The 14,215-nt window shown below is 39.3% G+C and carries 12 protein-coding genes; 3 read left to right on the forward strand and 9 right to left on the reverse strand.

From position 1 onward, the window contains the following. Positions 1 to 136 precede the first annotated feature (136 nt). The gene (locus DYD17_RS07290) at positions 137 to 2,425 is read right to left on the reverse strand and encodes a leucine-rich repeat domain-containing protein (RefSeq protein ID WP_115252966.1); all 2,289 of its coding nucleotides are present in this window, start codon (positions 2,423 to 2,425) and stop codon (positions 137 to 139) included. A 172-nt stretch (positions 2,426 to 2,597) separates the two neighbouring features. On the opposite strand from DYD17_RS07290, the gene birA reads away from it, so the two are divergent. Continuing rightward, positions 2,598 to 3,539: a bifunctional biotin--[acetyl-CoA-carboxylase] ligase/biotin operon repressor BirA gene (gene birA, locus DYD17_RS07295; protein WP_115276443.1), complete on the forward strand. Its 942-nt coding sequence runs from the start codon at positions 2,598 to 2,600 to the stop codon at positions 3,537 to 3,539. Here birA and DYD17_RS07300 read toward each other — a convergent pair. The 3 genes from DYD17_RS07300 to DYD17_RS07310 all read right to left on the reverse strand — a co-directional run bounded on the left by DYD17_RS07300 (position 3,514) and on the right by DYD17_RS07310 (position 6,095). Further along, positions 3,514 to 3,717, reverse strand: coding sequence for a DUF3272 family protein (locus DYD17_RS07300; protein ID WP_003054620.1), 204 nt, complete (start codon positions 3,715 to 3,717; stop codon positions 3,514 to 3,516). The two genes, birA and DYD17_RS07300, sit on opposite strands and share 26 nt — an antisense overlap. Positions 3,718 to 3,918: 201 nt before the next feature. Continuing rightward, positions 3,919 to 5,598, reverse strand: coding sequence for a DNA polymerase III subunit gamma/tau (gene dnaX / locus DYD17_RS07305; protein ID WP_115252968.1), 1,680 nt, complete (start codon positions 5,596 to 5,598; stop codon positions 3,919 to 3,921). Beyond that, positions 5,598 to 6,095 (reverse strand): GAF domain-containing protein, encoded by a 498-nt coding sequence (locus tag DYD17_RS07310; protein ID WP_115247079.1) that lies wholly within the window; start codon positions 6,093 to 6,095, stop codon positions 5,598 to 5,600. The genes dnaX and DYD17_RS07310 overlap by 1 nt, the downstream gene beginning before the upstream one ends. 139 nt (positions 6,096 to 6,234) lie before the next feature. Between DYD17_RS07310 and DYD17_RS07315 the strand changes: the two genes are divergently transcribed. After that, on the forward strand, positions 6,235 to 7,050 hold the full coding sequence (locus DYD17_RS07315) for a PrsW family glutamic-type intramembrane protease (protein ID WP_115252969.1): 816 nt from the start codon (positions 6,235 to 6,237) through the stop codon (positions 7,048 to 7,050). Between the two features lie 44 nt (positions 7,051 to 7,094). On the opposite strand, the gene DYD17_RS07320 is transcribed toward DYD17_RS07315, so the two are convergent. Further along, complete coding sequence (locus DYD17_RS07320) at positions 7,095 to 7,367, reverse strand: DUF1294 domain-containing protein (protein ID WP_003051477.1); 273 nt, start codon at positions 7,365 to 7,367, stop codon at positions 7,095 to 7,097. 59 nt (positions 7,368 to 7,426) lie between these two features. Further along, a complete protein-coding gene (gene udk / locus DYD17_RS07325; RefSeq protein WP_003051479.1) occupies positions 7,427 to 8,053 on the reverse strand; it encodes a uridine kinase in 627 nt (208 codons plus the stop codon). 97 nt (positions 8,054 to 8,150) lie between these two features. On the opposite strand from udk, the gene DYD17_RS07330 reads away from it, so the two are divergent. After that, the gene (locus DYD17_RS07330; RefSeq protein WP_115252970.1) at positions 8,151 to 9,236 is read left to right on the forward strand and encodes a DEAD/DEAH box helicase; all 1,086 of its coding nucleotides are present in this window, start codon (positions 8,151 to 8,153) and stop codon (positions 9,234 to 9,236) included. A gap of 278 nt (positions 9,237 to 9,514) precedes the next feature. Here the strand turns inward: DYD17_RS07330 and DYD17_RS07335 are convergent, their stop codons facing one another. The 3 genes from DYD17_RS07335 to ptsP form a co-directional block, all read right to left on the reverse strand. Next, complete coding sequence (locus DYD17_RS07335; RefSeq protein ID WP_115276444.1) at positions 9,515 to 10,801, reverse strand: polysaccharide deacetylase family protein; 1,287 nt, start codon at positions 10,799 to 10,801, stop codon at positions 9,515 to 9,517. A gap of 85 nt (positions 10,802 to 10,886) precedes the next feature. Further along, positions 10,887 to 12,314, reverse strand: coding sequence for an NADP-dependent glyceraldehyde-3-phosphate dehydrogenase (locus DYD17_RS07340; RefSeq protein ID WP_003051488.1), 1,428 nt, complete (start codon positions 12,312 to 12,314; stop codon positions 10,887 to 10,889). A 166-nt stretch (positions 12,315 to 12,480) separates the two neighbouring features. Continuing rightward, positions 12,481 to 14,214, reverse strand: coding sequence for a phosphoenolpyruvate--protein phosphotransferase (ptsP, locus tag DYD17_RS07345; protein ID WP_003051490.1), 1,734 nt, complete (start codon positions 14,212 to 14,214; stop codon positions 12,481 to 12,483). Between the last annotated feature and the right edge of the window lies 1 nt (position 14,215).

Genomic DNA, 14,215 nt, shown 5'->3' on the forward strand with positions numbered 1-14,215 from the left:
GCTTTTTACGTACCATTCATTTCACATATTCTTCTATTTATTTGTAAGAACCCCTCAAGAATAGCTTGAGGGGTTCTTAAATAAAGTAAACTAGGTACATCATCATTGCCTTATGATGACTATATTTTAAGTAAACTTAGTGAGCGTGATCTTCGTCGTGATCATGACCATGATGATGATCATGCGAATCTTGAGCACTTTCTTCTGCCTTAGCAGCTCTCGCGGCTTTTTCTTCTACTGTGCCATTACCTACCATAGATCCTTCTTGGACAGCTGGGAAGTTTTTAGCAATAGCTTCTGGAATATTTTGAGAATTTAATTTAAGGTCGGATAGTGGAATATCATTATGGCTAATATCGATATTAGTAATCGTCTTGTTAGACTCAGACAAAGTGACATTTGTTAATTGATTTTTAGCAACACTCAAAGTATCAAGTGCTGTAAAGTTATTCACACCTTCTAAAGATGTCAAGTTATTTCCGCTAACATTCAAGAATGTTAATGAACCTTGCTTGTCTTTTAGCACTAGAGATTTGATTTGATTTCCTTCTGCTTCTATTCGAACAATATCACTACTTGCTTCGACACCTTCAAGAGATTGTAATTGAGCTCTGTTAATAGATAGACTAGCTAGGCTAGGATTATTTTTTAGGAAATCCAAATGAGAAACGTTAGTATCGTTGACCATTAAAGTTTCTAATTTTGGTAATTTAAGAGTTGCCAAATTAACATTAGCATTTTTTGATAAATCAACAACTGTCAACGATTCCTTATGAGATACAGGATTCATATCTGTAACATTATTATTATCAATGTGAAGTTCCTGTAGATGAGCAAGAGATGATAGTGGGGTTAAATCGGAAATCATGTTGTTGCTTAGTACTAAGAATTTCAAATTCGGTAATTGACCAAGTGCTGTAATATCTTCAATACCATTGTCAGCAGCAGCGACCAAAGTCAAGTTTTTATACTTACTCAAAAAACTAATATCTTTAAGGTTATTTTGTGAGATATCGATACCTTCCAGATAAGGCATCTGATCCATAAAACTATAATCTACCACACCAGTCTTAGTCATTAATAATTGTTTCAATTTTTTAAATTGTAAAACTGGCGATATGTCTTTGATAGGTGTAAAACCAATCCCTAGGGTTTCAAGATTAGGTAAAAACGAGAGCCCTTTGCGCTGCAAAGGATTTTCACGACTTCCTAAGTCAAGCTTAACAACAGTCGCTAACCATTCCTTCATCTTATTGAGGTCTTTTTCGTTTGATGGGAATGGTGTTGGCGCATCGTGAGTACGGACAATATCCAAGATAACCTCTTCATCAAATCCTAAAGCACGCAAAGTATCCATTCCTACCTTATGCTTTTCCAATTCACGAACATGTGCAATAGCATGTGGATCTGGAATATCTTTTCCAATTTCAATATCAGACAACATTAAAACATGTGCATGATCGTGATGAGGATACTCCAATCCTAGTTTGCCATCTTGAGTTTCTACACGTTTAATGCTTGAAGGATCAATCCCTAATTTTTCTGCTAAATAAGCTAATTTTTCTTGATATTCTTTTTCACGACTGTCCTGTTCTTGTCTCTGATTAGCATCTGCTGGTTTTTCAGATTTTTTAGCTGGATCATACTGATCTGCTAGCTGCCCCCAGCCACCTTGGCGAAGGTCTGCAAAGGAGATAGGGTGTAGGTGACCGTCATGGTTTACTAAAATACTATTTTTAGTGACACCAACAATCCCTTCTCCATTAAATTTAAAGCCATCTGAGGTAGGAAAATGTAAGCCTGGAATACCATTAGCGGTTGCAATAGAGACAGGACCAGAAGTCTGTGGTAAACGGCTTACAACTTGCTCTGCCTGTGTTTGCACATGACCTGGTAAGCTCGATTTCAAAATGTAATGAAAGTGATCCCCATGACGAACAGTATATCCCAAGGCATCTTCAGCCACAATATCAGCAGGATTAAATTCATAATGATGGTGAGAACCTAATGATTTTCCGACCCCTTGAGCATTTGATTGTTGAGTCCCAACCGGCTTGCTCAAATTGGCTCCCTTAGGAATAAGATACTCAAATTGGCTGCCTTTTAAATCAGCATAAAAAACAAAATGGGAGTGACCATCATGGTCGACAACTATTCCCTGATCAGTTCTTGATAAAATTTTTGAATCTTTAGTTAAGATAAAACCATCATCTGTTGGAAAATCAATCCCCGCAATACCTTTATGATTTTTGTTATCTTCTCTAGATTTTTTGGCCGATTTCTTTTTCTTTGAAATTACCTTTTTATTAGTTTGTTTGGTTTTAGGTTGATTTGTCTGATTATTAGCCTGCGATTGACAAGCAGTTAAGCACAATTGACATGATAAAAGTAAGCCTGCTAAGGCCATTATTTTTTTAGATTTCACTTTATTCCTCCATAAGTTAACTAGTTAATTATGATGTTAACTAGTTAATTATATACTAATAAAAATTTTTTTGCAATCTTTTTCATATTCAATATACTTTATTAAAATTGAATGATAATTCAGTTTTCATCTTTTCTCTTGAAATCTAACGCTTTTACATTATACTAGAAATATGAAAACATCCGAAAAAATTTACCAACTACTATCTCAAACTGATGACTTTATCAGTGGCGAATACCTCGCTGAGCAACTCAACCTTTCTCGCACATCTGTCTGGAAGTCTATTAAAAGTCTCGAAAACCAGGGGATTCAAATTGATTCTTTAAAACACAAGGGCTACCGCATGATACAAGGTGATATTTTATTACCCAAAACCATTAGCCAAGGACTTGGGATGCCAGTTACCTATATCCCTCACAGCCAATCTACCCAATTAGATGCAAAACAAGGAATCGAAGCTCATAACAGCACTCCTAGACTTTATTTAGCTCCTAGCCAACAATCCGCCAAGGGGCGCTTGGAACGTCAGTTCTTTGCTGCTAAAAATGGCGGTATCTACATGTCGCTACACTTGAGACCAAATATTCCTTATGCCGATATGCCGCCTTATACGATGATGGTCGCTTCTAGCATCGTCAAGGCCATCTCGAGATTAACAGGTATCGATGCCGAAATCAAATGGGTCAATGATATTTATCTGGGGAAACATAAAATCGCGGGTATTTTAACAGAAGCCATCACATCTGTTGAAACTGGTTTAATCACTGATGTGATTATTGGTGTTGGCCTCAACTTTTTTGTCACCGACTTCCCAGAAGCCATTGCTCAAAAGGCAGGTTCTCTCTTTATCGAAAAACCAAGCATCACACGCAACGACCTAATCATCGACATTTGGAAACTTTTCTTATCCATCCCTGTCAAAGACCATGTTAAAGTCTACAAAGAAAAATCACTTGTTCTCAATAAACAAGTGACTTTTATGGAAAATAATCAGGAAAAACGTGCGACTGCTATTGATCTGACAGATCAAGGACACCTCATTGTACAGTTTGAAAATGGTGACCTCCAAACCCTTCGAAGCGGTGAAATCAGTCTTTCTTCTTGGGAGAATTAGCCGCTTTTAAAATGGTTTTAGTCAATTGGTTAATGGTATGCACTCGTCTTAAATCCCTAAAGAGTAACAAGCCCCAAAATAAAGCGAAAAGGTAATTTCCAGAGAGCAACAGGTCATTAAAAAAATAGGTTTCAAAGGCACATACAAAGGCCATAAAAAGAAATTGTCGAATACTCATAACCCTATTATAACAGAAAAAATGATTCTATGAAGAATCCACACAGATTTATGCTTTCTTGGATACCCAAGAAAGCATAAATCTTTTTTGATCTCACTTCTACTATTAGAGGAGTGGCTAGAATATTAGATAAAAAAACGCTAAAGGTAAGCCTAATAGGCTTACCTTTAGCGTTACTGGTTAATTAACAGCTAATAATGTTTAATCCTCAACGGCATTAATTTTGTCAACTAGAAAATCAAATCCTTCTGGAATCTCAAGGGTTTCTTCTATCGCCTCTTCTGTAGAGTCAGGAGCCTTTTGAGTTTTCAATTGTAAGGCAAACTCAGAACGAATGTGATGAAAATCAGCTTTAGGGACTGCCAAAATATTAGGCGAAAAACCTGCTGCCTTGCTCATAATGTTACCGAACATCGCATTCAAATCAGTACGCTTCATTGCTTGCTCAGCATTAAAAGCAGCTTCAAAAGCTAAAATAGCATTCTCACTATTGGCCAGAACAGGCTCTGATCCCATTAGTAAGGCTCTATCTTGGGCTGAGATACTGTCTAAAATTTCATTCCAAGCTGTTTTTAGGGCTTCTAAGTATTGGCGCGATTGCTGACTATCTTGAACCGTTTCTTCCATGATTTTCAGTATTTTCACCCGATCGATCTTGTAAGTGGTTAGTTTCGGTTTAGCCTGTGCTGCTTTGGCAGGAGCAAGTGGTGGACTGGCTTGCAATTGTGCCATGGCTTGCTTAAGCTGATCAAGTTCACGTTTAAGTCCCTCAATTTCAGTCGTCACATCTGGTGACGAACCTGATGGTAACGCTACTCCTTCTTCTTTAGCTAGCTGAATAGTCATCATTTCAGCATAAATGCGTGGGTGAGTTCCTTTTTTGATTTCTGGCAAATGGTTGGTCACTACCGCTATCATTTGAAAAATACGCTCCGTTGGCAACGACAAATTGACATCAAAAAGAGCCGATTGTCGCTGATTGTCACCACCAGCCTTCACTACCAGTAAATCCCGCAGATAAGTTAACAAGTCCGTTGCAAAACGGCTCATACTTTTGCCACTATCATAAATAGTCTCTAAAGCTTGGAGTGCTTGAGTTGCTTGATTTTCCATCAGATGCTGAACATAGTCATCTAATGCCACCATAGAAATAGATCCCGTGATTTCTTCTGCAATCGCCATGGTTACCTGGTCATCTGGTGAGAGGCTCAAAGCCTGATCTAAAATAGATAAGGCATCTCGCATTCCTCCTTCTGCCCGCCTAGCAATGAGATTCAAGGCGTCCACTTCATAAGTTAGACCTTCTTTATCTAGAATACCTGCCAGATGCTCGCGAATTGCCTTTTGCTTAATCGCTTTAAATTCAAAACGTTGCACGCGTGATAAAATAGTAGCCGGAATTTTGTGCAATTCCGTTGTTGCGAGGATAAAAACGACATTTTCCGTTGGCTCTTCCAAGGTTTTTAACAGGGCATTAAAGGCCCCTGTTGATAGCATGTGAACCTCATCAATAATATAAACCTTGTACGTCGCACGACTTGGTGCGTAGGTTGATTTATCTCGAATATCGCGAATTTCATCAACACCATTGTTAGAGGCTGCATCAATTTCAATCACATCTTCCAAGCTACCATTCGTGATATCTCGGCAAATGTCACACTGATTGCACGGCTCCCCATTGACTTGATTAGGGCAATTCATAGCCTTAGCAAAAATCTTTGCAGCACTCGTTTTACCAGTCCCTCGAGGGCCTGAAAAGAGATAAGCATGGCTAATCTTCCCCGATTCAACAGCCTGCTTTAAGGTGGTGGAAATAACAGATTGTCCTACCATTTCGTCAAACGTTTGACTCCGATATTTCCGGTAAAGGGCTTGATACATTAGTTTTCAACTCCAAACATGTCAAAAGTAAAGGTGGTTTTCTCGAGAAGTACTGCCACAAAGGCTTCCAGGTATTCTTGATCAATAGCATCATAGTCCGCCACTAGGCTAGAATCTAGATCCAAGACCCCCACCAGACAGTCATCTTTTACCATTGGGACAACAATCTCACTCATAGCTGCTGCATCACACGAAATATAGTTGGCATGCTGCTTCACATCATCTACAATAATGGTACGACGAGACTGAGCTGATTCGCCACAAACCCCTTTACCGAGATGAATGCGGACACATGAAACACCGCCCTGAAAAGGCCCCAAAATTAACTCTTGCCCATCAAAAAGATAAAAACCAGCAAAAACAGAGTTGGGAAGAGTCATTTTCAAAAGGGCACTCGCATTTGACAAGTTCGCCAGGACATTAGTCTCATTAGCAAACAGCCCCTGTGCCTGTGCTAATAATAGTTGGTATTGTTCAATTTTTTTGCTCTTATTCATACTAAACATTATAACACACCTAGATCGTTTCAAGCATTTTTTTCAGTTCTTATTTGACTTTAAAACCTCTAGTCTTTCAAGATGACTTGTGGTATACTTTTTAGTATTAAACACATCATACAAGATTTAGGAGGTTTCCGTGAAACGACTGATACATTCTAAATGGCTCTTACCAAGTCTCTTTATTGCCCTTGTTCTCAATGGCATTGAATTTGAATTTCTAGGACTCTTATCCAATGTCCCAACTTATCAAGTGGCTTCTGCTCTTATTTTGGCTACTAGTCTCTTTGGCCTTTACCTGATTCCTTTTTCCGTGGGCATTTACTATCTCGCCAAACGCTACCAAATGTCTGGATTCCTTGTCGCTGTTGCCTCTCTAGGGGGAATTTATATCTCAGGATTTCTAGCCTCACATGGTAACCAATGGATGGGACAATTTTGGTCTCATGTTATCCCTTCCACATCTTTTTTAAGTCATTGGAATGATGCCTTAACCGCTCCTATTGTTGAAGAACCTATTAAAGCCTTTGCAGCTATTTTAGTCATCTCTCTCTTTCCAACCATTTCCCTTAAAGAAAAGTTTGTTGTCGCCTTACTAGCAGGTATGGGCTTCCAGTTAACAGAAGACATCAGCTACCTTAGCCAAGCAGCTAGCAAATCTCTAGACAGCCTTTTACCGACTACTTTCGAGCGCATCAGTGGTGCTGCCACGTCTCACTGGGTCTATACTGCTATCTTTACTATGGGACTTTACCTACTTCTCAAAGGCTCTACGACCTTTTCTAGATGTCAGCAGCTTTTTTGGCTGCTAAGCCCACTAGTCTTGCACTTTATTTGGAACTCTCCTCTCACCAATTTCAGTGGTCTTACGATTGCCTTGGGAACATTGACGCTACTAATCTTTATCAACCTTTTTCAAAAAATCGATGCTTTGGACTCCAATAAGCGTTTATAGACAGACAAAACTCCTTAACCATCTCCGTCATGGTTAAGGAGTTTTTAATAGTTAGCTGTGCTAATCATATAGGTAACTAACAAGCCCAGCAACATTCCCAAATACCAAGTTAAGACGAAATACCATTTTCGTGTTTTGTGATGATAATAGTTAGCCGCTAACCAGGCCCCTAAACCTCCACAAGCAAGGGTTACCAGTAATAAAGTTTTTTCACTAATGCGCCACTGTCCCCTAACTGCCCTTCTCTTATCTAAGACATATAAGATGAAAACTATGCTATTCCATACAAGAGCACCTATTAACCAGATCTGTAACATCTTCTCCTCCTTTCCCTGACACTAAAAAAGCAGATTGAAGTAATCCGCTCAGTTATGAATTAGACTTCACCAAGGATACTAGCAATCTTAGTGTTAATGAGATCAATAGCAACGACATTGCTGACCCCTTCAGGAATAACAATATCAGCATAGCGTTTACTGGGCTCAATAAACTGATGATACATCGGCTTCACCACGCTTGTGTATTGGTCAATGATGCTTTCTAAGCTTCTGCCACGTTCCATCATGTCGCGCTTAATACGACGAATAATACGAATATCATCATCCGTGTCCACAAATAATTTAATATCCATTAACTCACGAAGACGCTCATCCTCCAAAACCAAGATCCCTTCAACAATAATAACATCTTGAGGATCTTGACGGAAGGTCTTGTCACTACGGGTATGCTTTTTGTAATCATAAATTGGAATATCCACTGGTCGACCAGCTAATAATTCTTTTAATTGTTGAATCATAAAATCTGTATCAAAAGCTAGAGGATGGTCATAATTGGTCTTGACCCTTTCTTCAAAACTCATATGAGACTGATCTTTGTAGTAAGAATCGTGTTGAATCATTGCAATGCGGGCATTTGGAAAGCTATCCAAAATAGCACGTGACACACTTGTTTTACCACCACCTGAACCACCAGTTACACCAATAATAATCGGTTTTTTAAGCATTTTAAACTCCAAATCTAAAAAGTCTTTCTCACTATTTTACCAAAATTAAGACTATAATGCTATAATGAATATAGAAACAATAGTAAAAGGACCTATCATGATCACTATATTTCCGCCTCAATGGCAAGAAAAACTTGACCAAATCGCATTTACCAAGCTGACACCAATCCAAGAACAGGCTTTCCAGCCTATTTTTGATGGCAAAAACCTCCTTGGCGTCAGTCCAACTGGAACAGGTAAAACCTTAGCTTATCTTTTCCCCACTCTTTTAACCCTGACTCCTAAAAAATCACAACAACTTCTTATCTTAGCCCCTAACACCGAATTAGCCGGCCAAATTTTTGAGGTCGCAAAGGAATGGGCAGAGCCATTAGGCTTAACCGCACAACTCTTTATTTCTGGGACCAGTCAAAAACGCCAAATCGAACGTCTCAAAAAAGGGCCAGAAATTCTGGTTGGAACACCTGGCCGTATTTTTGAACTCATTAAATTGAAAAAAATCAAAATGATGTCAGTCAATACCATTATACTAGACGAATATGATGAATTATTGAGCGACTCTCAGTATGATTTTGTCCAAAGAATCAGCCGCTATGTTCCTCGTGACCATCAAATGGTATACATGAGCGCTACCAACAAGGTCGACCAAACTTCCTTAGAAGAGAATACTTTATTAATAGATCTTTCCGAGCAAACCAACGATGCCATTGAGCATTTTTACTTGATGACGGATAAACGCGAACGTACAGATTTATTGCGAAAATTTGCTAATATCCCTGACTTTAGGGCTTTGGTCTTTTTCAATAGTTTATCTGATTTGGGTGCTACGGAGGAACGTCTCCAATATAACGGCGCTGCTGCGGTTTCCTTAGCGAGTGACATTAATGTCAAATTCCGTAAAACCATTCTCGAAAAATTCAAATCCCACCGACTCTCTTTATTGCTAGCTACGGACCTTGTTGCTCGGGGCATTGATATTGATAATCTTGAGTATGTTATTCATTTTGATGTTGCTCGGGATAAGGAACATTATACTCACAGAGCTGGACGAACCGGCCGTATGGGAAAATCTGGCATCGTTATTACCTTTGTTAGCCACCCTGAGGACATCAAAAAGTTAAAAAAATTCGCCAAAGTATCTGAAATTCAACTCAGAAACCAACAACTTCTCCCCAAAAAATAATGACTACTCCTAACATACTCTATTAAAATACCATCGATAGATGCTGAGGGATAAAGCCATAAGATTCTACTCTTCTCAGCTCTCTCGGGGAAGGTAACACAACCATTTCCAAAATACCAATGACTTAAAAGCCAACTGTGTGGGAAAGTGAAGCATTGAACTAGCTGTATCCTCCAGAATCCAAGCCAAAATCTACAAAAATCCCCTAACTTTAGCAATGAAAAGTTAGGGGATTTTTTGATTAACGTCAAATGAAGGAACACCAATTTCCTTAATTCTTAATGGTGGTTATAAAGGTCTGAAACAGTCACACATTGATAACCTTCAGTCTTAAGATATTCCATAACAGTGGGAAGAGCATTCACTGTCGTCTGATGAATATCATGCATTAAAACAACGCCGCCAGGTTGTAACTGCTTTTTAATATTAGCCATAATCCCTGCCGTGCTGTGGTTTTCCCAATCCCTTGTATCAACGGTCCACAACATTTGTGCCAAACCTGAAGCCCGCTGCACGGTGTCATTAGTTGCACCATAAGGAGGCCTTAGATACAAGGGTTTCTTTCCACAAGCCTTGCTAATGGCTTGATTAGTAGCGTTCACCTGATATTGAATCTGATCCACTGTCAATTTAGTCATGTTAGGATGATCCCAAGAATGGTTCCCAATCTCATGCCCTGCTTCACTCACCCGTTTGACTAGAGCTTCATTACCAGCAACCTTAGACCCCATCATAAAGAAAGTCCCCTTAGCTTGATACTTGGCCAAAATATCTAGTACTTGAGGGGTTGTGCGTGGATCAGGACCGTCATCAAAGGTTAAAGCCACTAATTTTTGAGGGTGTTTAGCTTCTTCCTCTACTTTTTTCTGAGCTATATACTCATCATAAGCTACCTTATCTGCAGTATCCAGAAAGTCTGGATTAATCACGTCAAATAAACGTGATAAAGGAATACTAAGTCCCTCTCCTAAAACCAAGTGACCTGCACTCACATCAAAGTGATCAGTGACTAGATGGTTACTTTCACTCAACTGATCATCAGCTGTTATATGAAAAGCTTTATCAGGATACCTTTTTTCTACCTCTTGACTAATTCTTTCAAGATGTCCTGACACCAAGTCTGTCAACGCAAACCGTTGAAAATCATCTGTCACATGATAAGAACTAACAACTTTTTCTGATACTTTTTTCAAATGAAACCATTTTTTCTGATAAACTTTCTTTGAAATTGTCATTTTATGAATGCCTTTTAATTGTGATGGATGCCATTCAGGTTTCAATAAAATAACTGCTTTATCAACTGGCTCATCCTTATACATGGAAACCGGTAAATTGTTGACAAAAAAGTCATCTGCATTGTTTAGAGGTGAAAAATAATAATAATCCTTTTGATCCACTTTGATTTTCTTAACAGATTTAATGGTTACCTGTGATGACTTCTTCTTTTCAGCTAAAACCAACTGATGACTCTCTTTTTTGATTTCCCACTGGTTAACAGAAATGAAAATCAAACCCAATAGTACTATACTTAATAAACTAACGAGAATAAGATTGATTTTTTTCACGTGTTGCCTCCTATTGTATTGCCATTTTAACACAATAAAAGTAAAAAATAAATGAAAAAAAGTTAGGTCACCCTAACTTTCTCATTTATTGAATATCAAAAACAACAGATTTTACCGTAGTCATGGCTTCAATAGAGTATTTAACTCCTTGAACACCTGCACCTGATTTTTTAGCACCTAAGAATGGGAAATTATCTGTTCCACGTTGTGTTTTATTGTTGAGGTGAATAGTTCCGACTTCTAATTGCTCAGCAATTCCAAAAGCTTTGGGGAAGTTATTCGTAAAGATGGATGCCTGTAAACCATATTCAGAAGCGTTGGAAATCTCAATAGCTTCTTCCACAGAAGTGACACGAATAATTGGTAATACTGGACCGAATGGTTCTTCCCATGCCAAACGCATGTCAGTTGTCACATGATCAAAGAGAACGGGTGAAATAAGATTGCCCTCACGGTTAAAGGTTGTCAAAGCAGTTGCTCCCTTATCTGCAGCATCTTTAATCAACCCCTCAACAAAATCAGCTGCTTTTGTATCAATTAATGGTGTGATATCAGCATCGTCTTCAGGCATTCCGACACTCAGTTTTTCAACAAGTGTTTTAATCTCAGCCGCCAATTGATTAGCCACCTTGTCCATCACAAGAACGCGTTTAACCGCTGTACAACGCTGTCCTGAGTAACCAAAAGCACCTGCTACAATATTTTTCGCTGCTAAAGCAAGATCTGCATCTTCCAAAACGATAGCAGAATCCTTACCACCAAGCTCAAGCATAATTGGTCGCATACCCGCTAATTTACCGATTCCTTCTCCAATTGGAGTAGAACCTGTAAAGTTGATAAAGTTAACCGCTTCGTGCTCAACGATGTAATCACCGATAACAGAACCTCGCCCTGTAATGGTATTAAAGACACCTGCTGGAATACCAGCTTCTGCAAAAGCTTCTGCTAGTAACAAACCAGAAATAGAGCCTTGTGTTGGTGGTTTAAGAGCAACAACATTTCCTGCAATAAGAGCTGGAGCAATTTTAGAACCTGCCAAATTAACAGGGTAGTTAAATGGAGAAATAGCAAGAACTAAACCAACTGGTTCACGACGAACAATAGCAATCTTCTTCTTACTTGCTGCTTCGAAGCTACCGCCTTCCAGAACTTCGCCTTCCATACGAAGGCCTTCTTCTGCTGCATAATTAATGATTTCAGCAGTACGAATAACTTCACTCACTGCTGCCTTGTGGCCTTTTGCGACTTCTTTTGATAGAACAGCACCAATCTTCTCAGCATCACGCACCAAGATATCAGCAGTCTTATGTAAATAAGCTGCACGTTCTACATAAGATAGGGCACGCCAAGCTGGGAGAGCCATTTTAGCTGAAGCGTAAACAGCATCTACCTCTGCCTGCGTCATCGCTGGAACTGATCCCAACTCTTCGCCTGTTGCTGGGGCGTAAATCTTAATATCACTTTCTGAAAGTTTCCAATCACCGTTCACTAAATTTTTATATTGTGTTGTCAACATTTTATCTCCTTTTACGATAGTAATCCTATTCTATCACTTTTCTCTGATATTTCAACAGTTGGATATGTAAAGTATCAGAAAATTTCGACAAATTGTTTGAGGTTTCAAATTATTTTACTGAAAGAATAATAAAAAGAGTTGGAAATTTCCAACTCTTTTGCTATTAATCTTCAGAAACGTATTCTTTAGAAAGTTCAAGAACTTCTTCTGCTGTTGAACATTCTGTAAGAGCACGATTTGCATATTCTTCCATTTTAGCAGAATCAAGTTTCTTCATTAAGCTACGTGTACGAAGAACAGATGTTGCTGACATAGAGAACTCATCAAGTCCCATTCCGACAAGAAGCGGAACAGCTTGTTGATCACCCGCCATCTCACCACACATACCTGCCCATTTACCTTCAGCATGCGCTGCTTTAATCACATTGTTGATCAAACGTAGGATTGATGGGTTGTATGGTTGGTAAAGGTATGATACTTGCTCGTTCATACGGTCTGCTGCCATAGTGTATTGGATCAAATCATTTGTTCCAATTGAGAAGAAATCAACTTCTTTAGCAAATTGGTCTGCAAGCATAGCAGCCGCAGGAATTTCAATCATGATACCAACTTGGATGTCATCCGCTACTGCAACACCTTCTGCAAGCAAGTTTGCTTTTTCTTCGTCAAAGACTGCTTTTGCAGCACGGAATTCTTTAAGAAGAGCTACCATTGGGAACATGATACGAAGTTGTCCGTGAACAGAGGCGCGAAGAAGAGCACGCATTTGTGTACGGAACATAGCATCTCCAGTTTCAGAGATTGAAATACGAAGAGCACGGAAACCGAGGAATGGGTTCATTTCTTTTGGAAGGTCAAAGTAAGGAAGTTCCTTATCTCCACCAATATCCATTGTACGAACCACAACAGGTTTGCCATTCATGCCTTCAAGCACTGCTTTATAAGCTTCGTATTGTTCGTCTTCAGTTGGGAAGTCTTGAGAATCCATGTACAAGAACTCAGTACGGTAAAGACCAACAGCTTCAGCACCATTGTCATTAACACCTTCAACGTCTTTTGGCGTTCCGATGTTAGCAGCCAATTCAAAGTGTTTGCCGTCAGCTGTTTCAGTATGCGCATCTTTAAGGAGGGCCCACTCTGCTTTTTGTTTGGCATAAGCAGCACCAGCTTCTTTGAAAGCGAGGATTTGATCTTCACTTGGATCAATAATGACTTCACCAGTGATACCGTTAACAGCAATCATGTCGCCATCTTTAACACGTTTTGTAATATCATTTGTTCCAAGTACCGCAGCGATCTCAAGTGTACGTGCCATGATAGCAGAGTGACTTGTACGACCACCGATATTTGTAACAAATGCTTTTACAAATTGTTTGTTAAGCTGAGCAGTATCTGAAGGTGTCAAATCGTGTGCAATAACGATTGATTCTTCATTGATTGTAGCTGGGTTTGGAAGTTTCACACCTAAAAGGTGAGCCAACACACGTTTTGCAACATCGCGGATGTCCGCTGCACGTTCTTGCATGTATGGGTTATCTTCCATGCCTTCAAAGATAGTGATGAACATGTCAGTCACTTCTTTAAGACCTGTTTCTGCATTCGTTTGTTTTGCGCGAATAGTTTCTTTAATTTGGCTGATCATTTCTGGGTCAGCAAGAACCATCAAATGTGCATCAAAAACGGCTGCCGCTTCTTCGCCTAAGCTTTCTACTGCCTTTTCACGGATAACAGAAAGCTCGTCTTGTGAAGCTTGGAGTGCAACATCAAGGCGAGCTTCTTCTGCATTTGTATCTTCGACTGTAACAGTCTCAAATGACAAATCCGGCTGAACTAGTAGATATGCTTTAGCAACGGCAACACCATCAGAGGCTGCGATTCCTTTAAGCATTTCTGTCATA

It is taken from the genome of Streptococcus dysgalactiae subsp. dysgalactiae (assembly GCF_900459225.1).
Lineage (GTDB): Bacteria > Bacillota > Bacilli > Lactobacillales > Streptococcaceae > Streptococcus > Streptococcus dysgalactiae.

Coding starts and splice junctions, on each gene's coding strand:
- ptsP (WP_003051490.1), bottom strand. CDS start 14,214: ATGACAGAAATGCTTAAAGGAATCGCAGCCTCTGATGGTGTTGCCGTT.
- udk (WP_003051479.1), bottom strand. CDS start 8,053: ATGCTTAAAAAACCGATTATTATTGGTGTAACTGGTGGTTCAGGTGGT.
- dnaX (WP_115252968.1), bottom strand. CDS start 5,598: ATGTATCAAGCCCTTTACCGGAAATATCGGAGTCAAACGTTTGACGAA.
- DYD17_RS07330 (WP_115252970.1), top strand. CDS start 8,151: ATGATCACTATATTTCCGCCTCAATGGCAAGAAAAACTTGACCAAATC.
- birA (WP_115276443.1), top strand. CDS start 2,598: ATGAAAACATCCGAAAAAATTTACCAACTACTATCTCAAACTGATGAC.
- DYD17_RS07300 (WP_003054620.1), bottom strand. CDS start 3,717: ATGAGTATTCGACAATTTCTTTTTATGGCCTTTGTATGTGCCTTTGAA.
- DYD17_RS07320 (WP_003051477.1), bottom strand. CDS start 7,367: ATGTTACAGATCTGGTTAATAGGTGCTCTTGTATGGAATAGCATAGTT.
- DYD17_RS07310 (WP_115247079.1), bottom strand. CDS start 6,095: ATGAATAAGAGCAAAAAAATTGAACAATACCAACTATTATTAGCACAG.